Annotated in this window: 28 protein-coding genes; 12 read left to right on the top strand and 16 right to left on the bottom strand. The window is 60.1% G+C overall.

Annotation, left to right across the window (positions count from 1 at the left end; all coding sequences use genetic code 11):
• Positions 1 to 15: 15 nt before the first annotated feature.
• Positions 16 to 786, bottom strand: coding sequence for a lipoyl(octanoyl) transferase LipB (gene lipB, locus DXY16_RS09765; protein ID WP_115121042.1), 771 nt, complete (start codon positions 784 to 786; stop codon positions 16 to 18).
• Positions 787 to 798: 12 nt separating this feature from the next.
• Between lipB and hpf the strand changes: the two genes are divergently transcribed.
• From hpf to DXY16_RS09740, 5 genes are read left to right on the top strand one after another with little or no spacing between them, the layout of a single operon-like run.
• Positions 799 to 1,386, top strand: coding sequence for a ribosome hibernation-promoting factor, HPF/YfiA family (gene hpf / locus DXY16_RS09760; protein ID WP_115121041.1), 588 nt, complete (start codon positions 799 to 801; stop codon positions 1,384 to 1,386).
• A gap of 18 nt (positions 1,387 to 1,404) precedes the next feature.
• On the top strand, positions 1,405 to 2,112 hold the full coding sequence (deoC, locus tag DXY16_RS09755; RefSeq protein ID WP_115121040.1) for a deoxyribose-phosphate aldolase: 708 nt from the start codon (positions 1,405 to 1,407) through the stop codon (positions 2,110 to 2,112).
• The gene (locus tag DXY16_RS09750; protein WP_115121039.1) at positions 2,105 to 2,911 is read left to right on the top strand and encodes a DNA repair protein RecO; all 807 of its coding nucleotides are present in this window, start codon (positions 2,105 to 2,107) and stop codon (positions 2,909 to 2,911) included. The genes deoC and DXY16_RS09750 overlap by 8 nt, the downstream gene beginning before the upstream one ends.
• 19 nt (positions 2,912 to 2,930) lie before the next feature.
• On the top strand, positions 2,931 to 4,310 hold the full coding sequence (locus DXY16_RS09745) for an MFS transporter (protein WP_115121067.1): 1,380 nt from the start codon (positions 2,931 to 2,933) through the stop codon (positions 4,308 to 4,310).
• 33 nt (positions 4,311 to 4,343) lie between these two features.
• Positions 4,344 to 5,522 carry a glycosyltransferase family 4 protein gene (locus DXY16_RS09740; RefSeq protein ID WP_115121038.1) on the top strand — a complete coding sequence of 393 codons (1,179 nt, stop codon included), beginning with the start codon at positions 4,344 to 4,346 and terminating at the stop codon, positions 5,520 to 5,522.
• On the opposite strand, the gene proC is transcribed toward DXY16_RS09740, so the two are convergent.
• From proC to der, 6 genes are all read right to left on the bottom strand, one after another.
• Positions 5,523 to 6,341 carry a pyrroline-5-carboxylate reductase gene (proC, locus tag DXY16_RS09735; RefSeq protein WP_170953918.1) on the bottom strand — a complete coding sequence of 273 codons (819 nt, stop codon included), beginning with the start codon at positions 6,339 to 6,341 and terminating at the stop codon, positions 5,523 to 5,525.
• 22 nt (positions 6,342 to 6,363) lie between these two features.
• Entirely contained in the window at positions 6,364 to 6,945 is a 582-nt protein-coding gene (locus tag DXY16_RS09730) for a cell division protein SepF (RefSeq protein ID WP_115121037.1), read from the bottom strand.
• 92 nt (positions 6,946 to 7,037) lie between these two features.
• Positions 7,038 to 7,730 carry a YggS family pyridoxal phosphate-dependent enzyme gene (locus DXY16_RS09725; protein ID WP_371410906.1) on the bottom strand — a complete coding sequence of 231 codons (693 nt, stop codon included), beginning with the start codon at positions 7,728 to 7,730 and terminating at the stop codon, positions 7,038 to 7,040.
• Between the two features lie 9 nt (positions 7,731 to 7,739).
• Positions 7,740 to 8,006 carry a PipX family protein gene (locus DXY16_RS09720; protein WP_115121036.1) on the bottom strand — a complete coding sequence of 89 codons (267 nt, stop codon included), beginning with the start codon at positions 8,004 to 8,006 and terminating at the stop codon, positions 7,740 to 7,742.
• Between the two features lie 21 nt (positions 8,007 to 8,027).
• Entirely contained in the window at positions 8,028 to 8,942 is a 915-nt protein-coding gene (locus DXY16_RS09715; protein WP_115121035.1) for an energy-coupling factor transporter transmembrane protein EcfT, read from the bottom strand.
• A 3-nt stretch (positions 8,943 to 8,945) separates the two neighbouring features.
• Positions 8,946 to 10,313, bottom strand: coding sequence for a ribosome biogenesis GTPase Der (gene der / locus DXY16_RS09710; protein WP_115121034.1), 1,368 nt, complete (start codon positions 10,311 to 10,313; stop codon positions 8,946 to 8,948).
• A 133-nt stretch (positions 10,314 to 10,446) separates the two neighbouring features.
• Between der and DXY16_RS09705 the strand changes: the two genes are divergently transcribed.
• Entirely contained in the window at positions 10,447 to 10,830 is a 384-nt protein-coding gene (locus tag DXY16_RS09705) for a L,D-transpeptidase (protein ID WP_115018411.1), read from the top strand.
• Between the two features lie 31 nt (positions 10,831 to 10,861).
• Here DXY16_RS09705 and DXY16_RS09700 read toward each other — a convergent pair whose 3' ends face one another.
• Positions 10,862 to 11,350 (bottom strand): DUF1823 family protein, encoded by a 489-nt coding sequence (locus tag DXY16_RS09700; RefSeq protein ID WP_244281641.1) that lies wholly within the window; start codon positions 11,348 to 11,350, stop codon positions 10,862 to 10,864.
• A 59-nt stretch (positions 11,351 to 11,409) separates the two neighbouring features.
• On the opposite strand from DXY16_RS09700, the gene DXY16_RS09695 reads away from it, so the two are divergent.
• From DXY16_RS09695 to DXY16_RS09685, 3 genes are read left to right on the top strand one after another with little or no spacing between them, the layout of a single operon-like run.
• The gene (locus DXY16_RS09695; RefSeq protein WP_115121033.1) at positions 11,410 to 11,991 is read left to right on the top strand and encodes a hypothetical protein; all 582 of its coding nucleotides are present in this window, start codon (positions 11,410 to 11,412) and stop codon (positions 11,989 to 11,991) included.
• A 37-nt stretch (positions 11,992 to 12,028) separates the two neighbouring features.
• Positions 12,029 to 13,048 carry a tRNA dihydrouridine synthase DusB gene (dusB, locus tag DXY16_RS09690; protein ID WP_115121032.1) on the top strand — a complete coding sequence of 340 codons (1,020 nt, stop codon included), beginning with the start codon at positions 12,029 to 12,031 and terminating at the stop codon, positions 13,046 to 13,048.
• Positions 13,045 to 15,054, top strand: coding sequence for a glycosyltransferase family 2 protein (locus DXY16_RS09685; RefSeq protein WP_115121031.1), 2,010 nt, complete (start codon positions 13,045 to 13,047; stop codon positions 15,052 to 15,054). Before dusB ends, DXY16_RS09685 begins: the two co-directional genes overlap by 4 nt.
• Here the strand turns inward: DXY16_RS09685 and DXY16_RS09680 are convergent.
• Positions 15,047 to 15,706, bottom strand: coding sequence for a DUF4079 family protein (locus DXY16_RS09680; protein WP_115121063.1), 660 nt, complete (start codon positions 15,704 to 15,706; stop codon positions 15,047 to 15,049). The two genes, DXY16_RS09685 and DXY16_RS09680, sit on opposite strands and share 8 nt — an antisense overlap.
• Positions 15,707 to 15,721: 15 nt before the next feature.
• Positions 15,722 to 16,441: a precorrin-2 C(20)-methyltransferase gene (gene cobI, locus DXY16_RS09675; RefSeq protein WP_115121030.1), complete on the bottom strand. Its 720-nt coding sequence runs from the start codon at positions 16,439 to 16,441 to the stop codon at positions 15,722 to 15,724.
• 118 nt (positions 16,442 to 16,559) lie between these two features.
• On the opposite strand from cobI, the gene DXY16_RS09670 reads away from it, so the two are divergent.
• A complete protein-coding gene (locus DXY16_RS09670) occupies positions 16,560 to 17,105 on the top strand; it encodes an acireductone dioxygenase (protein WP_115121062.1) in 546 nt (181 codons plus the stop codon).
• Between the two features lie 27 nt (positions 17,106 to 17,132).
• On the opposite strand, the gene DXY16_RS09665 is transcribed toward DXY16_RS09670, so the two are convergent.
• From DXY16_RS09665 to DXY16_RS09645, 5 genes are all read right to left on the bottom strand, one after another.
• Positions 17,133 to 17,366: a hypothetical protein gene (locus DXY16_RS09665; RefSeq protein WP_115121061.1), complete on the bottom strand. Its 234-nt coding sequence runs from the start codon at positions 17,364 to 17,366 to the stop codon at positions 17,133 to 17,135.
• Positions 17,367 to 17,574: 208 nt separating this feature from the next.
• Positions 17,575 to 18,723, bottom strand: a complete 1,149-nt coding sequence (grrM, locus tag DXY16_RS09660; RefSeq protein ID WP_115121029.1) for a cyclophane-forming radical SAM/SPASM peptide maturase GrrM/OscB — start codon at positions 18,721 to 18,723, stop codon at positions 17,575 to 17,577.
• Complete coding sequence (grrA, locus tag DXY16_RS09655; RefSeq protein WP_115121028.1) at positions 18,720 to 19,028, bottom strand: GrrA/OscA1 family cyclophane-containing rSAM-modified RiPP; 309 nt, start codon at positions 19,026 to 19,028, stop codon at positions 18,720 to 18,722. Before grrA ends, grrM begins: the two co-directional genes overlap by 4 nt.
• 48 nt (positions 19,029 to 19,076) lie before the next feature.
• The gene (gene grrP / locus DXY16_RS09650) at positions 19,077 to 19,997 is read right to left on the bottom strand and encodes an extracellular substrate binding-like orphan protein GrrP (protein WP_115121027.1); all 921 of its coding nucleotides are present in this window, start codon (positions 19,995 to 19,997) and stop codon (positions 19,077 to 19,079) included.
• 720 nt (positions 19,998 to 20,717) lie between these two features.
• Positions 20,718 to 20,903 carry a hypothetical protein gene (locus DXY16_RS09645; RefSeq protein WP_115121026.1) on the bottom strand — a complete coding sequence of 62 codons (186 nt, stop codon included), beginning with the start codon at positions 20,901 to 20,903 and terminating at the stop codon, positions 20,718 to 20,720.
• 197 nt (positions 20,904 to 21,100) lie between these two features.
• On the opposite strand from DXY16_RS09645, the gene DXY16_RS15025 reads away from it, so the two are divergent.
• Together DXY16_RS15025 and DXY16_RS09635 are read left to right on the top strand one after the other, a co-directional pair.
• Entirely contained in the window at positions 21,101 to 21,265 is a 165-nt protein-coding gene (locus DXY16_RS15025) for a hypothetical protein (RefSeq protein WP_206749557.1), read from the top strand.
• Positions 21,266 to 21,518: 253 nt separating this feature from the next.
• Positions 21,519 to 21,773 (top strand): hypothetical protein, encoded by a 255-nt coding sequence (locus DXY16_RS09635; protein WP_115121024.1) that lies wholly within the window; start codon positions 21,519 to 21,521, stop codon positions 21,771 to 21,773.
• Between the two features lie 378 nt (positions 21,774 to 22,151).
• Here the strand turns inward: DXY16_RS09635 and DXY16_RS14825 are convergent, their stop codons facing one another.
• Positions 22,152 to 22,304 (bottom strand): hypothetical protein, encoded by a 153-nt coding sequence (locus DXY16_RS14825; protein WP_170953917.1) that lies wholly within the window; start codon positions 22,302 to 22,304, stop codon positions 22,152 to 22,154.
• Between the last annotated feature and the right edge of the window lie 118 nt (positions 22,305 to 22,422).

Raw genomic sequence — 22,422 nt, 5'->3', positions numbered from 1 at the left:
GACCGCCCAGGGCTATCACCCCCTCGGCTGGTCGGCAATCAATAAGTGGCTGAATGCGGCACCAGGCCCCTGCCAGCAGAGCCCAAAGCGTTGCCCAAGGGCATCCCGCAGCAGCGGCTGCACATCCTCCACTCTCAGACCCGGGATCCACTCACTCAGTCGCCCCACGGCCTTCCCTTTCAACCCGCAAGGCACAACTGCGTCAAAGCCGCTGAGGTTGCCACTCACATTGAGCGCCAGGCCGTGCTGGGTAATCCATCGGCGGCAGCCCACGCCGATCGCTGCCAGCTTGCGACCCTCCAGCCACACCCCAGTCATTCCCTCAATCCGTTCGCCGGCGAGATCAAGCTGGGCCAGTACATCAATCACCACCTGTTCCAGCTGCCGCAGATACCAGTGCAGATCACACTGGCGCCGGTGCAGATCCAGCACGGGGTAAGCGACCAACTGGCCCGGCATGTGATGGGTGACTTCCCCACCACGATCGATGCGGTGCAAAGGTGCCGGCGGATCAGCAGGATCGAAGAGCAAATGCTGCTCGGAGGCGCCGCGGCCAAGGGTGTAGCAAGAGGGATGCTGCAGCAGCCATACCGCTTCCGGAGGCTGCACGACTTCATGATCGTTTTGAACCGAACGAGTGGAGAAGGCCAACAATCTCTCCTGCCAGTGCTGCTGCCAGCTCCAGGCGACTGGGAACGGCACCAGTTGCCTCGGCTCAAAAAGAAATGCCGAAGGCCTGTGTGCGCCCTGGTTTGACGTCTCTAGCGTGCAGATATCAACCGGCACCGGAGAGATGCCATGAAGCTTCTGATCCATGGTCGCAACCTGGAAGTGACCTCGGCTCTGCGCGACTACACCGAATCGAAGCTTGAGCGGGCCGTTCAGCACTACAACGACATGGTGATGGAAGCGGATGTGCACCTGTCAGTCGCCCGCAACCCCCGCGTTCCCCAACAGACAGCTGAGGTGACGGTGTTTGCCAACGGCACGGTGATTCGTGCCCAGGAACGCAGCGAAAACCTTTACGCCAGCATCGACCTGGTGGCCAACAAACTGAGCCGTCAGCTGCGTCGTTACAAGGAACGCCACAGTGACCACCACCACAGCCATGGCCATCGGGCCAGCTCCACCCCGACCACCGAAGCGGTGATCGACGAATCATCTGTGGATGGCTCACTGCTCGATGGGAAAGAGGCCCACCTCCCTGATCCTGGTGTGCGTCGCAAGTATTTCCCGATGCCCCTGATGCGCGTTGAGGAAGCGCGCCATCAGCTCGATCTGATCGACCACGACTTCTATCTGTTTCGCGACGCAGAGACCAAGGAGTTGCAGGTGATTTATCGCCGCAATCATGGGGGCTATGGCGTCATCCAGGCGCGAGACTGACGCTTCCCACCCAAGCCCATGAACCGCTTGCCCCGGCAGCAAGAGCTGCCGGATCTCGCCCCCTTGATCCATCAGGCCCTGCTGGATCCCCTCCTCAGCCGTGATCGTCTGAACGAGGGCTGCGATGCAGCCCGCCAGCTCGGGCTTGGAAAGTTATGCACCAACCTCAGCCAGCTAACGGCCGTGAGGGAGCGTCTCGGCGCTCCGGGGCCCACGGGCCTGATCGCAGTGATCGCCTTCCCCTTCGGTGCCATCCCCACAACCCTGAAACAAGCGCAAGCGGAGTGGGCCGCTGAGCACGGCGCTGAAGCACTCGACGTTGTGCCTGACCTGACAGCACTGGCTGAAGACCGCCCCAATGCCTTTGCTGAGGAGCTCGCCATCCTGATCAACGTTGGGTTACCGGTCACCGTGATCCTCGACATGGCGAGGCTGGAAGACGCGCAGCTGAAGCTGGCGGTTGAGGCCGCCATTGATGCAGGCGCTGAAGCCGTACAGACGAGTAATGGCTTCGGAGCCGCCACCACCGCCAGCCATGTCCAGCAGCTGCGAAGTCTCACCCGCGGACGATGTGGCATCAAGGCGGCCGGCGGCGTGCACACCCTGGAGCAGTGTCAGCAACTGATCGAAGCGGGCGCCACTGCTCTGGGCACAAGCAGCGGACCGCAGTTGATGCAGGCTCTGCGTACCCCCATCGCCAGCGGCAACGGACGCATCGATGGCTGATCGCCGGCTAGTAGGGCTGGCGTTAAAGGTGGGCCCCCTGGGGGAGCATGACCGGCTGCTGACCCTGCTCAGCGCAGAAGCGGGGGTCATCCGTCTGGCAGTGCCCGGTGCCCGCAGACCACGCAGCAGCCTGGCCGCCGCCGTGCCCCTCACCCAGATGGAGGTGCAGGTTGTGGGCCGTCGCGGTTTGCCTCGGGTGCGTCAGCTCAGGGTGCAGCACAACTTCGGCGCCGTCGGGCAACGGCTGGAAACCTTGGCAGGGGCTCAAGCCCTGGCCGAACTTTGCATGGCCCTGGTGCAAGACGACGACCCCTTAGCAGGCCTCCTTGACACCGTGGTGATCCACCTGGAGCGACTGGAAACGATCAGCCGTGATCAGCAGAGCGACTGCACAGCCCTTGCCAGCAGCGTTCAAGCCTGTGTTCATCTGCTCGCCCTTGGTGGCTACGGCCTACCGCTGCAGAACTGCTGCCGAAGCGGTGACGCCCTGATCCCCCCCATCGGTCAATGGGACTGGCGCTGCAGCCTGATCGTCGATGAGGGCCTGGCCATCGGTCGCCAACCTGGTGCGGCCGTGCAGCTCAATCCCTCGGAGCTGGCCCTGCTCCAGCGCCTGCCCCGTGCAGAACTGCCACGCCGCCGTGATGGCGGCCTGATGGGCCCTGAAGACGTGTGGTTGCGCCTCCTGGCCGTTGTGGAGTGCTGGATCCGCTGCCATCTGCCCAGGCCGGTGCGATCCCTTGCCATGCTGCGGGAGTCAGTGATTGTCTCCGGCCGTGACGGCGCTGGGCGATCATGAGCCGGTCTTCTCTGGCATTTTGAGCGGTCCCTCCATCAACAGCCCGGAGCCAGCCCTCCCCACTGGCGGCAACCCCGAAGGAGGGCGCGGACTTCAAGCAGTCCTGCGCCTGAACGACTTCCGCAAGCTCTGGATCGGCCAGATCTTCTCGCAGCTGGCTGACAAGTTCTACATCGTGCTGATGGTCTTTCTGATCGATCAGCACCTACTGCTGACATCCCAGCAGAACGGTGTCCTGGCCGATGTGGCGTCGGAGGTCGGATTCGACATCAGTACGCGCACGCAGGTGATCACGCTCTTGGCCACCGGCATCTTCGTGGCCAACACGCTCCCTGCGATGGTGCTCGGCAGCGTGGCAGGGGTTTGGGTGGACCGCTGGCCAAAACGGCGGGTGATGGTGGCCTCCAACGGTCTGCGCGCCCTGATGGTGCTGTTCACACCTCTTTTTCTGATCCCTGGTCCGGTGATCCTGGGGCTGCCTTGGGGCTACTGGGGATTGGTGTTGATGACCTTCGTGGAGTCGATCCTCACCCAGTTCTTCGCCCCGGCAGAACAGGCCGCTATCACTCTGCTCGTACCCAGCGAGCATCTTCTAGCGGCCAACTCCCTCTATCAGACCACCAGCATGGGCGCCACGATTGTGGGCTTCGCCCTCGGTGAGCCGATCCTTCGCGGCCTCAACCATGTGTTCAGCACGATTGGCATCCATGGCGGTGAATTCATCCTGCTGCCGTTCTGCTACGGCATGGCTGCCCTCAGTCTGCTGGCCATCCGGCACCGGGAGCAGGCGATCCGCAGCGATGGTCGTTCCGTTTGGCATGAGATTGGCGAGGGCCTACAGGTGCTCAAACGCATCCCGACCGTGCGCAACGCCATGGTGCACCTCGTGCTTCTTTACAGCCTGCTGGCCGCCCTCTATGTGCTGGCGCTCCAGCTGGCAGGGCTAATTCAGAGCCTCGGCCCCTCCGGTTTCGGCACCCTGCTGGCCATGAGCGGCCTGGGCATGGCCGTTGGCGCCGTGGTGATCGCCCAGCTTGGCCACCACTTCAACCGCCGCCGCCTCACTGCAGCTGGCCTCGGAACCATCACGTTCTCATTGGTGCTGCTCAGCCAGTTCAAGGGCTCTTTGAGCAGCACTCTCACCCTCTGCGGAGTCCTCGGAGTCGGAGCAGCCCTGGTAGCCATTCCGGCTCAAACCACCATCCAGGAGGAGACCCCAGAGACCCAGCGCGGCCGCGTGTTTGGCCTTCAGAACAACCTGATCAACATTGCCCTGAGCCTGCCCCTAGTGCTGGCAGGAACGCTGGTGAGCAGCGTCGGCCTGAGTCCGGTGCTGTGGCTACTGGCCCTGTTAGCGATGTTCGCCGCGCTGATGGAGCGTCCTTGGGAGCGCTGCTAACTTGCTTGTTCAGAAGCGGGAAAGGCAGAGCGGGTGGCCCACATCGCCTGGCTGGGAAAAAAATCACCGTTCTGCGGCAATGTCACCTACGGGCTGAGCACGACCGAAGCCCTCAGAAGACGCGGACATCAAACCAGCTTCATTCATTTCGATAACCCTGGCTCCCCTGCGAGCAGCACCACGTCTTTGCTGGCCAACGACCCAGACGTGAGCCTGCCGTATCTGGTCAAATCGCAGGTTTACACAATTCCATCCCCGCGCGCCCAGCGGGAACTGCGTGAATCGCTCGAACGACTGCGCCCCGATCTGGTGCACGCCAGCCTCACCCTCTCACCGCTGGATTTCCGCCTACCGGAGCTCTGCCAGCAACTGGGTGTGCCCCTGGTTGCAACCTTCCACCCAGCCTTTGATGCAGGCCTGCGCAACCTCACCGCCGGCACCCAGCAACTCACGTATCAGCTCTATGCCCCTGCCCTGGCGCGTTATGACCGCGTGATTGTGTTCTCCGAGCTGCAGGCAGATGTGCTGGCGCGGCTCGGGGTGAGTGAAGACCGACTGGCGGTGATCCCCAACGGCGTGGATCAGCAGCTCTGGGCCCCCCCCTGCTCCATGCCTGCCGCACCCAGAACCGATGCAATCCGCTGCCAGGTTGAAGAGAGGCTGGGCAAGGAACGGATCTTTCTCTACATGGGCAGAGTCTCCACTGAGAAAAACGTTGAAGCCCTGCTCAAAGCGTGGAAACTGGTCAATCCTCCCGGTTGCAGGCTGGTGATCGTGGGCGATGGCCCTCTGCGCTCCACGTTGCAGAACGCTCATGCCAACAACAGTGTGATCTGGTGGGGCTACGAGTCCGATCTTGAGACCCGGGTTGCCCTGATGCAGGCCGCGGAGGTCTTTGTCTTACCCAGCCTGGTTGAAGGACTCTCTCTTGCCCTGCTGGAAGCGATGGCGAGCGGGTGCGCCTGTGTGGCGACCGATGCTGGGGCCGATGGCGAAGTTCTGGCCGACGGGGCCGGCATTGTGCTCAGCACTCAGGGAGTCACCACCCAGCTGCGCACCTTGCTGCCTGTGCTTCGGGATCAGCCGGTACTCACCGCTGAATTGGGCCAACGGGCACGTCAGCGGGTGATGGAGCGTTACACACTGAACCGCAATATTGATGCTCTTGAACAGCTGTACCGAGGTCTTCTGGTCACACCAGTGGCCGCCTAATCAGCGCAAGCTGCGACCGTGCTCGGCGGCAGCCACAACAGCTTCGATCAGAGCCGAGCGCAAACCCGCCGCCTCCAACCTGCGGATTGCGGCCATGGTGGTGCCTCCTGGGGAAGCCACCATGTCCTTGAGCTGGGCTGGGTGAAGCTGCTGCTCATGCAATAACGCTGCGGTGCCTGCGAGGGTTCGGTGGGCCAAATGCTGGGCCTGATCGCGGGGCATCCCCACCGCCACTGCACCATCCGCCATCGCTTCGGCAATCATGGCCACATAGGCCGGACCTGAAGACGTGAGAGCAAGAAATGCATCCAAACGCTCTTCAGGCAACTCCAGCACTTCACTGACGGGCGAGAACAAGGCCTGCACCTGAAGCTTTTGCGCTTGCGTCACTCCCTGCCCCCAAGCCAATCCCGTCAGCCCAGCCCGAACCAGCGAAGGCGTGTTGGGCACAGCCCTCACACAAACCCTCCCAGGGAAGGAACTCTGAAGTCGCTCAAGTGTGATGCCCGCCAGAACTGAGATCAGCAGCGGCGACGATTCATCGTGAACCGGAGGCGCTGCAGCCGCCACCTGATCCAACTGATAGGGCTTGATCGCCAGCAATTGCATCGGTGCTCTCCAAGCCGAGAGCGCTTGCGGGTCAGAGGCGGCAAGCAAGGTGAGCTCAGCAGGCAGCTCTGAGGCCAGTCGCGTCACTGTTGCAGCCTGCCCAACGACAGCAATCACCTCGTCAGCGCTCGGGGTCCCCTGCTCCAAGAGGGGTAACAACAAAGCCTGGGCCATCCGGCCCAGGCCAATCACTCCAAGGGAAAGGGTCACGCTGATCAGCCGATCAATGTTCTCAGAGTGCCGCAGCGCTGGCTTCACCCCAAGCCGGTGCCGGAGCAACACTGGCTTCGGCAGAACTTTGTTCCACGTCCTTGGTCACCACCGTTGGGGAAGAAGCCTCGTCCTGACTGGCATTCGTGACGGTGACACAGCTTGGGGCAAACAAGAAGATGCTTTCGCCCACACGCTCTTGATGACCATCGATGGCGAAGGTGCCACCGGCCACAAAGTCAACGGCCCGCTGTGCCTGGTCGGGCTCCATCATCGTGAGATTGAGGATGACGGTCTTGCGCTCGCGCAGCGCCTGGATTGCCCGTGGCATCTCATCAAAACTGCGCGGCTCCATCAACGTCACCTCAGCGGCGTTGGTGCTGATGCCGGGCATGCCGATCACGTTGGAACCACCACTGGAGAAGGGCTCAGCATCGGCGAAAGGGTTACCTGCATCGAGAGGAGCCAACGCCCCACCGACGGCATGGCTGGCACCATGATCCGCTTCAAGCTCTTCGCCAGTGTCGTAATCGAGATCGTCATAGTCACCGTCGAGATAATCATCGCCAGCAACAACAGCACGAAGGCGGGAAATCAACGACACCGGGAGACTGCAAAAACCTTGACCCTGGATAGCGCTCCGACCAGGCCTGAGCAAGCTCTGCAGCCGATTTCAATTATTTCAATTCATCGAACTCATGTTGGGGGAAGCATCGCGTTAGGAGGGGATTGACGGGCACCGAACAGCCCGGAACCCACGCGCACCCAGGTTGCTCCTGCCTCAGCCGCCGCCGGCCAGTCACCACTCATCCCCATCGAGCACTCCTGCAAGCCCAGACGATCCGCCAGCGAACGACAGTCTCGGAAGAGAGCAGGCCGCTCAGCAACGGCCAGATCCAACGGCGCCATGGTCATGAGCCCGCTGAGGTGCAGATTTGGCAACGTCTTCAGCTCGGGCAAAGCCTCCTGCAGCTCGGCAGGATCCCAACCCGCCTTGGCGGGATCAGGCCGAAGCTTCACCTGCAAGAACACCTTCGGCTCCAGCCCCTCCTCAGAGGCAATGCGAGCCACGCGCCGCGCCAACGCAAGGGAATCGATGGAATGAATGACCGCAAAGGCACGGACCACTGGCCTCACCTTGTTGGCCTGGAGGCGACCGATGAAATGCCAGCGCAATTGTTGGAGATCCTCCAATTCACGCTGTTTTGGCAATGCCTCCTGGACGCGACTTTCCCCGAAATCAATCTGGCCTAGTTCTGCGATCTGGCGCACCGGAGCCGCCGGATGCCCCTTGCTCACCGCGAGCAGATTGACCCCCTTCGGCAGGGCGACTTGAAGAGCCTGCCAACGCTCAGTCCTTTCCTGCACTGCACTCACCGTGTGGCCCACCTCGACCGATCAGATAAAGGTCTGGTCAAACAGCTCTTTCCAACGCTGATGCTCGTCCTGACCATCGCGACGGCTGCGAGCGAGATTGATTTCAGCGTGATGGCGCGCATCCTGAAATGGAATCACCTCAAACTGGGCCCCACGAGGCTGGAGAGTGACCAGAAAGAACATGCGCTGGGCATAAAGGGTTGCATAGACATCTCTTCCCTCACCGGCTGGAGCCACGCGATAGAGCATGCCGAAAGTGGGGTGATTGAGATAACGCTCGGCTCCCACAGATCGCAAACGCAAACATTTTCAGAGGGAACCGTACCTCCCACGCAAGCCAACCACCACGATCAGCAGGATGCCCCCCAGCCAGTTCAATGGCCTAACTCCTGCTGCAGAGAGGCTTTCAGGGCGGAAGTGCTCGGATGGCAACCATTGCCCACCGCGAGCGATCAGGGCCTCAGCACCCTGTTCAGCACGCAGCAGGATGTTGGCGAGCAGACGTTCTCCCACCGCCAACACCAGCCCAAACGAGGCTTTCCATCCGAGGCGCTTGAGATTCACCGCCCGACTGGCCAACGCGCGCAGCAGATTCTGCAACTCCTCCTGCACAAGCGGAAGAAAGCGCAGGGCAAGCAACAGCTGAAAACTGAGCCGATCCACCGGCAAGCCCAACGCGGCCAACGGCGACAGCAGCCAACTCAGAGCCCACACCAAATCCTCACTGGGCGTGGTGAGCAGCATCAAGTTGACACTGTGCACCACGGTGAGGATCAGGGTGGAACTGTTGAGGCCGAGCTCGGCAGAACGTCGATTCACGACCAGGGGGCCGAAACTGAAACCTCCAAATTTCAGTGGCCCGAGACGCAGCAGTTCCCAGGCGGGCGTGGAGGGCAGCGTGACAGCCAGCTCTTGCTGGGGACGGTAAGGCAGCAGGGCAGGGGCATCACCGGTGGGAAGCAAGGTGGCCAGCACCCCAGCCAACAGGGCCAACACGGTCACCAAGGCAAGCGAGCGCCACCAGACCCGCACCGACAGACCACTGCAGAAGGTGATCAGCAACAGCAACAGCAGCAACGACACACGCCAAAGCGGCCCGGCCAGAACCGGCGTGAGCAGGAACATCAACACCCAGCCCAGCTTCAGGCGTGGATCCAAACGGCGCAGCCAGCCCGAGTTGGCATCGACGTACTGACCGATGGGAATCTGACGCAACCAATCCATCGGTCAGCTGGAACGGCTCTGCTGCCGTGCCAAATCGCGCTCGGCATCCCGTTGCTGCTTCCCACGCCAAAACAGCTTCAATGGCGTTCCCTCAAAACCAAGGCCTTCACGGATCTGACGCTCCACATAGCGCCGATACGTATCACCAAAAAGCTTGGGATCATTCACGAACAAGGTGAAGCTCGGTGGTCGGCTGGCCACCTGGGTGCCGTAATACAACCGACCCTGACGGCCGCCGCGGGTGGTGGGTGGACTGCGCCAGCTGAGCGCTTCCTTGAGAACTTCATTGACCACGGACGTACTGACCCGCCGACGGTGCTGCTCCACCGCCAGGGCCGCCAAGGCAAAGATGCTGTCGACCCTCTGACCAGTGAGGGCCGATGTAAACAGCATGGGAGCCCAATCGAGGAAATAAAGCTTGGAGCGGAGCTCCTTCTCCATCGCGGGCATGGTGTGGCTGTCCTTCTCCACAGCGTCCCATTTATTGACGACCACCACACAGGCACGGCCCTCATCTTCGATCCGACCCGCCAGGCGCTGATCCTGCTCGGTGACACCATCAAGAGCATCAATCACCAGAACGCAGACGTCACTGCGCTCGATGGCTTTGAAACTGCGGTTGATCCCAAAAAACTCAGGGCCGTAACTCACACTGCGCCGCCGACGGATGCCGGCGGTGTCCACCAACTTCCAAGGGAATCCTTGGCGCTCAATGCTGGTGTCGATCGTGTCGCGAGTCGTGCCACGGATTGGACTGACGATCGCCCTCTGCTCACCGCAAATGGCATTGAGCAAGCTCGACTTGCCCACGTTGGGACGCCCAACAATGGCCATCTGAATCGGCTCATCATCAGTGCCTTCCTCATCCTTTGGGGGAAGAAAGGTGAGCACCAGATCAAGCAAATCACCAGTTCCTGCACCATGGATCGCGGAAATCGGGTGGGGTTCACCCAAGCCCAGCCCCCAAAAATCCGCTGCCATCGCCAGTCCCTGATCTGGCGACTCACACTTGTTCACCGCCAGCAGGGTGGGGCACTTCTGAGTGCGCAGCCATTCGGCAATCGCTTCATCCGCTGCCGTCACCCCTTGCTGCCCATCCACGATCACCAGAGCGACGGAAGCCTCCGCCATGGCCAAGTTCGCCTGCTCACGGATCTCAGGCAAAAACTCACTGTCGTCGTCGAACACCAAACCGCCGGTGTCGACAACTTTGAATTCACGATCACCCCAATACCCATCTTGGTAGGTCCGGTCCCGCGTCACCCCAGGCTCGTCATGAACGATGGCTTCCCTGCTGCGGCAGAGACGATTCACCAGCGTTGACTTGCCAACGTTTGGGCGTCCGATGATGGCAACGACCGGACGCGCCACGACATGCCACGAAATAGGTCCTTTGACCCTACAGAGGCGCGAAAGGCAAAACCTTTCCGTTTGCGACGCACGAGACGCGAGTGAGACAGCTATGGATCGGACAGTTGCCTCCGCCCCGTAAGCGGATCTTTCCATGATCGAACTGATCGCCTCCATGGTGGTGGATCTCTCCGAGCAAAAACTGACGGTGTATGACCACCAGGATCAGATCGTGCGGGTCATCCCCGTCAGCACCGGCAAAGCCAGCACCCCAACGCCCACTGGCATCGGATCAGTGCGTACGAAATACCGTTCGGTGACCATGCGCGGCCGCAACTACGTCGCCCCTGGTGTGCCCTACGCCATGTGCATCACGGCCAACGAAATGATTTGCCTGCACGGCGCCCCCTGGCAGGAAGACGCTGGTCAGGCCTTCGGAGTTCCCAGAAGCAATGGATGTGTTCGCATGCCCACCCATCAGGCACGGTGGCTGTTCGAGAACACACGCAAGGGCACCGAAGTGCTGATTCAGGTCTGAAACTGACGCCGTTCCGGCGTGGTTCTCAGGCTCAACGCACTGGCAAATCTCCAGGGTGGCCACAAACGGGATCCACTGGAGGCTCCAAACGTTCCGGTAGAAGCCCCTCCTCAGCGAGGGGTTCCTGCCGCTCCGCCAGCCAAGCCAATAGCCAGTTCACCACCGTGGCCCTGCGGGTGCGACGTGGATAAAGCTCGCCGATTTTGTAACCCTCAAAGCCAAGCTGCTGCTTGAGCAACTGCTTGAGCGGCTTGGGGACCGACCGAGTCAGGGCCACAGAGGCCGGTCGGGTGGCGATCACTTCTGGAGCCTTCGGAAAGGCCTGACGCCATGTCTCTGGCGTCGTCGGTCCAGCCTGCCAACAGGCCGAGCCATCGTCCTCAGGCAAGCAGACATAACCAAGTCGCTCCCAGACCCGTTCGGCCACGAAACGATCCGTGGTGCGATCCTCGAGAATCTGCAGCAGCAGGGAGCGACTGAGAGGCCAGCAGGTCTCCACGATGACCCATGCGTGACCCACTATCGTTTCACGCCTCCACGACACAGACAGGCCGCCAGCGCCTCCGATAACGTCCAGAGATGTATGTCATCGATACAACCCTGGCGCCAGGCAGCCGCATCAGCCCGGATTCAACCCTGCAGCGACTCGTCTTTGCTCTACCTGCCGCCATCCAGTCCAAGGTGCGCAAAGACCAGCGCAAGCTTCTGGGCAAGGACGCGGCCAAGCAAGCCCCTCTGCCCTGGGACGAACACGGCCTGGTGACCTTCAGCTTCCTCCGAACCTCCCGACGAAGCCAACCGCTGATCTGCGACCGTCGGGATGAGCCCCTGCCCCGCCGCAGCCGAGATCAGCTGCGGGTCGGACAGAGGGTGCGCCTGTCGCTCCGACAAGTCCCCCGTCTCGGGACAGTCGGGAGCACCCGTCTGGAAGTGTTGAAAGTGCAGTTGCCGCTGGTCGATGCCCCCGCCGGCAAAGGCAAACCTGCGAGTCCCCACAGCATCCAAACGGTCAAGATGCCCCTCCCTGTGGATCTGCTTCAGGAGGTGGAACGGCTTGCAGACACCGATGGCTGGTCCGTGTCTGCCTGGTTGCGGAACGCCATCGAATCCCAAGTCAGTCGAGAACAGGGCAGGATCGGCACGAACCGTCCAGCGGCCTGAACACCGCCAAGGAGAATGTCCACCTCTGCTGGAAGCCATGTCGGCACAAACGGTTGAGCGCTTCGCCACCCCTCTTGCCTTAAAAGGGGGTGCCAGCGTGCGACAACTGCGCTGCCGGGTCTTGCAATCACCCCTGGCTGGGGTGAGCGATCGCATCTTCCGCCAACTCGTGCGTCGCTGGGCTCCAGATGCCCTCCTGTTCACCGAAATGGTGAATGCCACCAGCCTGGAACTAGGCCACGGACGGCACAAAGTCGAAGAATTAGCCCAGGAAGCCGGGCCGATCGGAGTGCAACTGTTCGACCATCGCCCCCAAGCCATGGCGGAAGCCGCCCGTCGCGCTGAGGCCGCCGGGGCCTTTCTGATTGATATCAACATGGGCTGCCCCGTGCGCAAAATCGCCCGCAAGGGCGGAGGCAGTGGCCTGATTCGTGAGCCAGACCTAGCGGCGAGGATCGTTGATTCAGTGGCAAGGGCCGTGAGCATCCCCGTCACTGTGAAAACCCGCCTGGGCTGGTGTGGCAGCGATGGCACGGCCTCAGCTGCTGTGCTGTGGAGCCAGCAATTGGAAGCAGCCGGAGCCCGACTGCTCACCCTTCACGGCCGCACCCGTGAGCAACGCTTCAGCGGCAAGGCCGACTGGGAGGCGATTGCAGCCGTCAAAAAGGCACTCACGATTCCTGTGATTGCCAACGGTGATGTGAACAGCCCGGACGATGCCCTGCTTTGCCTAAAGGTCACGGGTGCCGATGGGGTGATGGTGGGGCGGGGAACGATGGGAGCGCCCTGGTTGGTCGGGCAGATCGATGCCGTCCTGTCTGGACGATCGGTACCCGCCACACCCAGCGCCGAGGCACGGCTCCACCTTGCCCGTGAACAACTCGTGGCCCTGGTCGCTGATCGAGGCCACCACGGCTTGCTGATCGCCCGCAAACACATGAGCTGGACCTGCAACGGCTTCCCGGGGGCACCCCAACTGCGCCATGCCCTGATGCGAGCACCCAGCCTGGATCACGCCCTTGCCTTGCTCGACGCCCAGATCAACCAGCTGGCATGAGTTGGTGGGCACTGCTGACGCTGCTCTGGCCGCTCTGGCTTAGCCGTCGCCCAGAAGCCCTCACGCCTCTCTGGGGCCGTCGCAGCCTGATCGTGCTGATTGGCGTCCTCACCCTCCGCTACCTGAGCTGGCGAGTGAGTGCCAGCCTCAATCTGACCAGTGTGATCTCCACCAACCTGAGCCTGGTGCTCTTGATCACGGAAGGCTGGCTACTGCTCAGCGGCCTGATCTCAATCAGCCTTGCCTGGAAACGCGTTCCTGATCGCCGCGGCCAGATCCAGACACTGCATCAGCAATGGCAAATGAGCGGATGGAGGCCTGCGATTGATCTCTATGTGCCCACATGCGGAGAACCGATCGCGGTGCTCGAACGCAGCCTGATCGGCTGCACGCAGCAGAGCTATGCCAACACCACCGTATGGGTGCTGGATGACAGCGGCCGCTTGGAGGTGAAGCAGCTGGCCTCCCGACTGGGATGCCGCTATCTGCACCGCCCAGACCGGTTGCATGCCAAAGCCGGAAACCTCAACCATGGCCTCAGTCATGGCCAGGGTGAGCTGGTGGCGGTGATGGATGCCGATTTCATTCCCCAGAGTGACTTTCTCAGCAGTTGCATCGGCTTTCTTGCCCAACCGGACGTCGGCCTTCTGCAAACGCCGCAGTGCTTTCTGAATGCCGACCCGGTGATGCGCAACCTGGGCATGGAGTCTTGGCTGCTGTCGGATGAAGAGAGCTTCTATCGCTCGATTCAACCGGTACGCGACGGATGGGGTGCTGTGGTCTGTTCCGGCACCGCGTTCCTGGCACGTCGATCAGCCCTCCAGAGCGTTGGCGGTTTTGTGGAGAGTGCCATCTCCGAGGATTTCGTCACCGGCATCGCCCTGCGAGCGAAAGGGTGGCAGTTGCTGTATCTCCCAAAGAAATTGAGTGCAGGCCTGGCAGCAGAAACCATGGCCGATTTCGTGCGCCAGCGGCAGCGCTGGGCGGAAGGCACGCTGCAGAGCCTCACCCTTCCCCAGGGCCCACTACGCAGCCCAAATCTCAGCCCAGGCCAACGACTGGCCTACCTAGAGGGGGTCCTCCATTGGTTCAACAACCTGCCGCGCCTGCTGCTTCTGCTGATGCCACTGAGCTACGGGCTGCTTGGCGTGGTGCCAATCCTGCTCAGCTGGCAGAACGCGCGCGACCAACTGCTGCCGCTTTGGGGGACACTCCTGCTCAGCGTGGGTTGGCTGAACCGCGGTTCCCGTGGAGCACTGATCAGCGAACTGACTGGCTGGGTACTCACAGTGCCCCTCAGTCTCACCTTGATCAGGCATGGCAGCCGCCTACTGCGAGGGCGAACCAGCAATCAATTCCTCGTCACCCCAAAGCACCAGAGACGAGACCGGGGCAGCTGCAGTGCCCAGCTGGTGCTGCCGCTGGTACTGCTCACCCTGCTCACGTTGATCAATCTGCGCGGACTGCTCCTGCCGGCTGCGTCGCTTGATCCGATTGCCCTCAGCGGACGCCCGATCGGCTTGGTCTGGGCCAGCCTCAATCTGGTCAGCCTCTTGATCGCCCTGCGAGCCTGCTGGGACCCGCCAGCAAGCAATCCAGCACCCTGGCAACAACTCAGCAGTGAGGCATGGCTTGAAGACGACGGCGGACACCGCCATCCCTGCCGGATCAACGCCATCAGTGAAACCGGCGTGGAGGTGAGTTTTACGGGTTTTGCACCGGAGTTCGTCATCAGTAGCCGCCTCATCTGGTGCGACAACGTTGCAGCCCTCCCCGTGACCCTGGTCCGCCGCAGGGGACCGCAGCTGGCCCTGGCCTGGGCAGAGCTGACGCAGCACCAACACATGGCGCTAATCCACTGGCTCTACGGACGGCCCGATTGCTGGCCAGACCGAAGGGCCAAACAGGAATGGAGAGCTCTACTGATCCTGATCAGCAGGGTGATCCGACCCGCTGCCCCACCTGGACCACTGCAGCGCAGCATGATGCCCCAACAGCTCAAATGAGCAGATTGCGGGTTCCGCTGATCGCCTGGGTGGCCAGCAGCAAGGCCACCACCAGATTCAGAGCGACATGCAGGCGACGAATGGAGGGCCAGCGGTCGATCTCCGCTTGCAAACCCATCGACAACAACAACAAACCTGCAAGAACCACACCTCCCCAATAGTGCGATTGCCAGAAGGCCGCCTGCCAGGGCCAATCGGCACCGCGCTGCACTTCAGGCTGCGACCCCAGCAGCAACAACATGATCCACGTGCTGATCGCCCATCCCAAGCGCAGAGCAGTGCGACGGCAACGCAACAACGCCACAAATGCTGCAATCACGCCGGCTTCAGCAGCCAAAAACGCAATCAGGCGTGGCAGGGAAGGCGACACGGCAGCAAGATCAGCAACCGGACGCTCAATCCAGGCCTCGGCAACGTCATGGGCAATGGCAATCAGGGACGCAAGGATCACAACAGCCGTCACCCAGCGACCGTGATCAGCGTGCTCCACAGGGACGGTTGGAGCAATCGGGTTGATCTCGAGACGCCGCTCCCGCGCCAGGATTCCCAGCCTGATTGTGGCTCCCACCACGGGGTAGACAAACAGAATGATCAACACTGGATGCACCAGTCCAAGCCACTGCATGGCAGACAGCGAGGGCACGGAAAGCAGGGTCACAATCTCCTCCTATGGCAAGACGACACTGCTGCTTTGACGGACCAGCAGCAATGAGAAATAGGGCCGCGACCCAGCTTGCACGGCGGCCGCAGGCACCACCTGCTGATCACCCCAACCGATCCGCTCAGCAAACAGAGTCTGATCGAGCAGCCCCCGAGCCCGAAGCAGCGGCTGGATCCACTGCCAACGCACCCCCAACTTGATCAGAGCGAGAACAGTGCCACTCTCCTCAGCCTGATCAAGCAAGGCCTCCATCGCTGCTGGTGTTTCAGGGCAAGGACGGATCAGCAAGCCCTCCCGTTGCAAGGCCAGTGGCCAGGCGCCAGCGGCGGCAGCGGCGGACACCGAGGAAATCCCAGGGATCACTTGCAAGCTCACGTCAGGGTGATGGCGCTGAAGCGCCAGCAGCACGTAACTGCCAGTCGCGAACAACGAGATATCCCCCTCACAAAGAAACACCACCCGATGCCCCTGGCTCACTTCCTTGGCGAGGGCGGAAGCAGCTGCTCGCCAGGCCTCCTGCAGAGCGTCAGGCTCTGTGACCATGGGGAAGACCAGGGGTAGATGGCGCTGATTCGGCTGCAGATACGAAGCCACAATCGAAGCGGCCATCCCCACGGCCTCCGGCCGTGCCACTGGATAGGCCACCACCTCAGCTGCGCAGAGACAGCGATGGGCCCGAAGCGTGAGCAGATCAGGAGCACCGGGACCGACTCCGATGAGGACCAGCGGAGACGTTGAGGGAACAACGGGGGATGCAGTAATGCTCAGACCCCTGGGTGCAACTGGGCTTGTTCTAGGTCACGCCGGCCCTGCCCCCAGAATGCTCAACGACCTCGAAGCGGCAATGAGCACACTTCGCATCCATCAAGCCGCCCAGCCATCCGCACCGCCGCTCCTCGAAGCCTCTGATCCAGACCAGATCCAGCAGGAGCTGGCTGAGAGGGGGATTGACTTCCAACGCTGGCCAAGCAACCAACATCTGCCAACCGGAGCCAACCAGCAGGTCATTCTCCAGGCCTACGCCAATGAGGTGGCCAGAGTGCAGGCTTCCGGTGCCTATCCCACCGTTGACGCCATCCGGATCACACCGGATCACCCCGACAAAACAAGCCTGCGTGAGAAGTTTCTACGGGAACACACCCACAGCGAAGACGAGGTGCGGTTGTTCGTGGAAGGAAGGGGGCTATTCACCCTTCACATCGGCGAGGAAGTGCTGCAACTGCTCTGTGAAGCTGACGACTGGATTGCCGTTCCGGCAGGCACCAAACACTGGTTTGACATGGGAAGCGAACCAAACTTCTGCGCCATCCGTTTCTTCAATCAGACCGAGGGCTGGGTTGCAGAGTTCACCGGCGACACCCTGGCCGAACACTTCGATCGATTGGAATGATCAGGGAATGGACTGGGATGAAGGCTCTCAGGCAGCGAGCAGCAGATGAGCATCCACAACGGACTTCAACGCAATTCGGTTGCTGCTGGGAGGCTGCTGCGGAACGGACTCGCCCACCAGCAACGCCGCCTCAAGATCAGAGCACTTGCGCAACAGGTCTTTGACCAAAGGGTTGGCCTTCAGGACATCCCACTGATCATCTGTGGTGCCATTCCGAAGAGCCTGGAGGGAATCAGCAACTGCCACAACAGGTTCAACCATCGCCAGACAAGCAACGACAGGACCAATACTAAAACTGCCCACAGGGCACTGGTCAATCTCTTTGGACTTCTTTTGGACTTTGATTGCGATTGCGTAGCGATTGCAACCCTGGCGACACCGAAACCCAGCAAGAAGGCCACCAGGCAGAGCTCTGGGCAGCTGGCCTGACCACGGCAGGCCAGCTGGATTGCACCGCTCCAATCCGCAGTCAGCTGGCCGTAGCCGACTGCTCCTCTAGCTGCTCAAGCAGCACGTCTACAGGGATCTTGGTGGAAAAGCGACAGGCACAGGTCTCACTGGCATTGAGCGTGCCGTGCTCCCAATACTTATTACTCCCGGTACCGCCACCACAGAAACCGTAGTAATCGCATTGGCTCCGGCACTGAGCCATGCCGGCATTCATATCCTGCTGCAATTGGCGAAACGCTTCCGTTTGCGTTGCATCCTCCAGTGAAAGATCGCGAAGGTTGCCAAGATTGAACAGGCCATAGCGTTCGGTTTCAACCGAGAGCAGCTCCGGGTCAAAGGTTGAGAAATTCCCCGCCGCATCCACACTGAGAATTGAATAAGGGCGATTCATCTCGTTCTGGCGAAGACGTTGCCCAACGCTGATCATCTCCAAAACCTGATCAAACTCCCGCAGCTTGATAGGAAAGCCATCCCGTTGATTACGGCGCCAGAAACGCCGCAAAAACTCTCGGTACTGCTTTTCACGCCTCAACCCCTGCATGGAGGAATGGGCATGAACACCTTCCTGCTCCTCGACATTAAAGCCGACGTGATGAATGCCTTCATCTCGCAGAAATTCATACATCTCATCAGGCTGATCTAGCGCTTCATGGGTAAGCACGGCAATAGCGTGAAAGGGAATACCATGATCTTGAAGGGTGCGAATTCCACGCATCGTGAGTCGATGGGATCCGTTGCCGTTACGGAAGCGTCGATGGGAGTCATGAATGCACTCAGGGCCATCAATACTGACGCCAACCTCAATCTGATTTCTCTTAATACACGCTGCCCATTGATCATTGATCAGGGTGGCATTCGTCTGAATGTGCTGATCAATCACGACGCCCTGCTGCTGCAGCTCAGCAGTCGCTTTTTCAAGGCATTTCGTGGCCTCATCGTAATAGCTACAGGGCAAGGTGAGAGGCTCACCGGCATGCCAGAGAATCGAAAGATGAGGGCCCCAGAAGGGACTCTCGTAAATCCTCTGCAACAACAGCGGCATCTGATTGAGATCAAACTGGTGACGCTTCTGACGATCAGGCAGGTAGCAATAGCTGCAATCAAGATTGCAGAGAGATGTGGCCTGGATCACCACCAGGCCAATAGGACCGTAGTCAGCGCTGTTCACCAGTTTGCGAATCCTCCCCGGTACGCATTACCAAACCCCCCTCCGCCACCATTGGCAAAACCGCGACCACGGCCATTGCCCCAGGCACGTCCACGACCATTCCCCCAGGCCCGCGCCACCAAGGGTGGCGTTTGGGGGGGCTCATGATCTAGGTCGCTCCAGGCTTGATGATCAATCTTTTGAATCCGTTGCTCCAAAGCATTGCTTGCATCAGGCTGACTGTGCACAGCCGCACGACTGGATTCACAGAGCACAGAGCTGGCAGCGAGTGCAGCAGCAAGACTGAGAAGTGTGGTCTTGTTCATGGTGAAGCTCAAAGAAACAGGACGTGATTGCAAAGAGTGCGCAAGGCACTACTTGTTACTGAACTGTGCAGTGGTCGACAGAACCATCCGGAAGAAAGTGCTGATCTTCTGGTCGCTCAGGTCAATGCCACTGTCGCTTCCGATCCAGCGATTGATTTCCGAACGCACCGCAGGATCGTTGTCGATGTAGGCAGAGAGCAGACGACCGATCGCCAGATTGCTGACATTGAGTAAATGGGGCGTTGAATCACCCACCACACAGCCAACGCCTGAGCGGCTGTAGGCCCGGTCAGGAACCAACGCATCATCGGGAGCGGTCGCCTGTCGATTGGCCTTCAACCAAAGACTGTCACCACCGAGGAAGGTCACATCACCATTCTTGAGGCCGGCTAAAGCCTGCTCCGGAGTATCGAAGAACTGAAACTGAGCGTCGTCGAGCGACCGTGCCAACACATCGGCAGCAACCGTGTTCTGGACAACACCGATGGTTTTGCCCTGGAGACTGCCTGGAGTGCCATCGTTCCCCTGGGGGGCCAACACCCGCACACCACCATTCGCGAAGGGGATGGTGAAATCAAGCGTGCGCTGACGCTCCCAACTGAATGCCACACCACAGGCGATATCTGCAGCACCGGAGCGAATTTTGTCGAGCCCTTCTCGGGCTGATGTCACCGCAACCGGTTCGATCGCGAAGCTGTCGGCCTTGGCATGGGGCGCCGTTTTCATCTGATCACGGATCGCCTCCAGCACAACAAAAGACAGGCCGTCATAGTCGTCGCCATTCTTCTGAACCATCGGCAAGGCATCACCGATCACCACGGCCCGCAAGCTTCCGGTTTCAAACGCGTTAGCTGTGGCCTGTGCTGCCTTAGACCCACCATCCGACTCGGCGGCGGGCTTCTGGCAGGCCACCACTGCCATGGCCGAGAGAGCGAGCAATCCGCATGTGGCTGTCTTCCGCAAACCCATTGTGCTGACCTTCGAATGAGATCCAACAGACCTCAGATCTAGACAGAGAAGCCAGAAGCGACCACAGATCAGATCTGAACCAGCACGATCGGGATCAGAACGGCAACCCGGCTTCCGTCAGTTCATGCAGATGAAACGAAGCCCACTCTGAGCACAGGCATCCGGACGCCTTCTCAATACACCCACCAACCTCTCCAGCCATGACATCAAGCATGGTGTGGTGTGGAACCTGCAGTCCCGAGCCGATCGGAAAAGTCGCCAAAGGCACGGACGTGCGCAACAGTTTGCACCAGGGTTATGACTGACCCAACCGCCTCTGGTGTCCATGTCCTTCCACGACTCAAGCACGGCTCAGCAGAAGAAATCCGAGGCCGGGAAAACAGGAGCTGCGAAGCAGAACACACTCCTAGCTCGACCGATTTATCCAGGTACACGCGGAACATCTCACCCTTCTTCCTAATCCAGTGCACTCTTTGGCGAACCAAGTGCTCACCAACCGTGGGCACTTGGTTCGCCTGACCACGGCATTTCGCCAAGCTGCTCCTGCTCACAAGCCAGTCCTTCTTAAATCTCGTGCTTCACGCGGCTGAACGAGAAACCCTTCACAGCAGATGGGCCGGCCAACACAACAAGGCGCCTTTCCCGATGCAATGGGAATAGGCCTTCACAGCGCACCAAGCCGCACTGCCTCAACAGTCCCTCAAGGCCGCAACAACGTATTTAGATCGCGGCACTTTGGAACGAATACTCAGCGAGGCATCGAAACACTTCTTGCTTCTTTTGAAGCAGAAACTCCTGCTCGCTTGGATCACCGCCGCCCCAACCCCTGAGCGCATCGCAGGTCGTCTTGTATTCGAGCCTTAAGGCATTGAGATCGTACGAGAAAGAAGCAACGGTCTCGTCCATGGCACCGAAAAGAGAATGGCCAAATTATTACAAGACGCTTCATCTCCTTGACGTATCAAGGGCGACTCTCCTCGATTCGGGTGAAGGACGATAACTGCAGGCCGCGCGCACCGCGATCCAGCCAAGGTGTGGGTATCTCCGTCTCGGCCAGCAGCCAGTCTTGGCCACAGTTTCTGGGTTCGTTCAGTCGTTTTGACATGACCACCGAAATTCGCAATTGGGCCGTTGTTGCGGCAGCGATGGAAGCCCAAGGAGCCACCCACAGCGAGATGTATCGCCGCGCCAAAGCGCTTGCAGAAGGCCAGGCCGACCCGATGCCGACCAGCTTCCCAGCTGCACCGTTAAGCATCTCCGCCGCTTGAGCACCTCGCAAGCAGCCCACTGGACCGAAACACCTCGAGCTTCGGCTCGGGGTGTTTTTTTGTTGGCCAGCATCGTTGCCTTCGCCAACCCGAAGCCAGGCCCTGGGGCGACCCTTTCCCCACCAGGAATCAAATGGACCGGAAGGGCAATCCAGCTAGAACTTCCATCACCAAGACGGGGCAGCATGTAAAAACTGCTACTCCACAAAAGCTGGAACCAGAGCTAAATTGAATCAAGCCAGACTGGTACTTGATGCAGGCATTGATCTTTCTTGCGCTTGCGCTGTTTAATATCGCCCTAGTCATCCACCTAGGCGAAAAAGTTCGTCAATACATTAACAACTGGCGTCATTACAAGCGCCTAGTCAACGACCATCCCGAGATGAATAGCGTGGATCCAGATCAAGGCTTATTCGTGTTTGAAAGTGATGATGCTCTCCGCGCTCTCGTACTCGACAACGACCAACCCGGGGCAAACGAACCTTTCTACGTCGCTGAAGAAGAGTAGCCGTCAGAAACCACGCCAAGCAAATCGGCTGCACACCCTCAATCAGGCCAAGAGCTCAACATCTGAGCTCTAACCAGCCAGGAATTCAAACATTCCCAGAACGTCAATTCCCCCTCTGACGCACCAAAGGGTCACAAAGGCGATGATCCCAGCATTCAGAGCCAGAAATGCAGAAACAGTTTTCAACTCATCTCTCATGAAGAAATGCTCGCAAAGACCGCAAAACAACCGCGGGTCGAAACCTTTTGCAATGCCAAAGATCTGTCGATTCGACAGGCCTGAGCTCAGGACATGCGGGGCCTCGTCAGAGCCTCACCCCCCCCTACTTGATGGCAACGAAACCAGAGATGTCGTTGGATCTGGAGCCAGCGACAACCTTCAGTCGTCGTGTTCATTCTCGACGACATCAACATCCACAACTTGCCCATCCTCATTGGCCTCACTCTTGATCTCCTTCACTCCACTCAGAAGCCCTTTAACAAGACGGCTCAAGAAGTAGATCGTCAGGGCTAGCCAGAGGATCTTGATCATCAACGCCCAGCCACAACAAGCATCAAGTCTCCACTTTGAGACGCATCACCGCTGGAAGGCAATGAGCATGAAGACGGGTCAGCAGCCGGCTCAAACACGCAGAGCGCCAGACCATCGC

The sequence above is a fragment of the Synechococcus sp. UW105 genome, from assembly GCF_900473935.1.
In the GTDB taxonomy this organism is placed as follows: Bacteria; Cyanobacteriota; Cyanobacteriia; order PCC-6307; family Cyanobiaceae; genus Synechococcus_C.
Note: the sequence above shows the minus strand (reverse complement) of the source record. Positions and strands in the feature narration are given on the sequence as shown.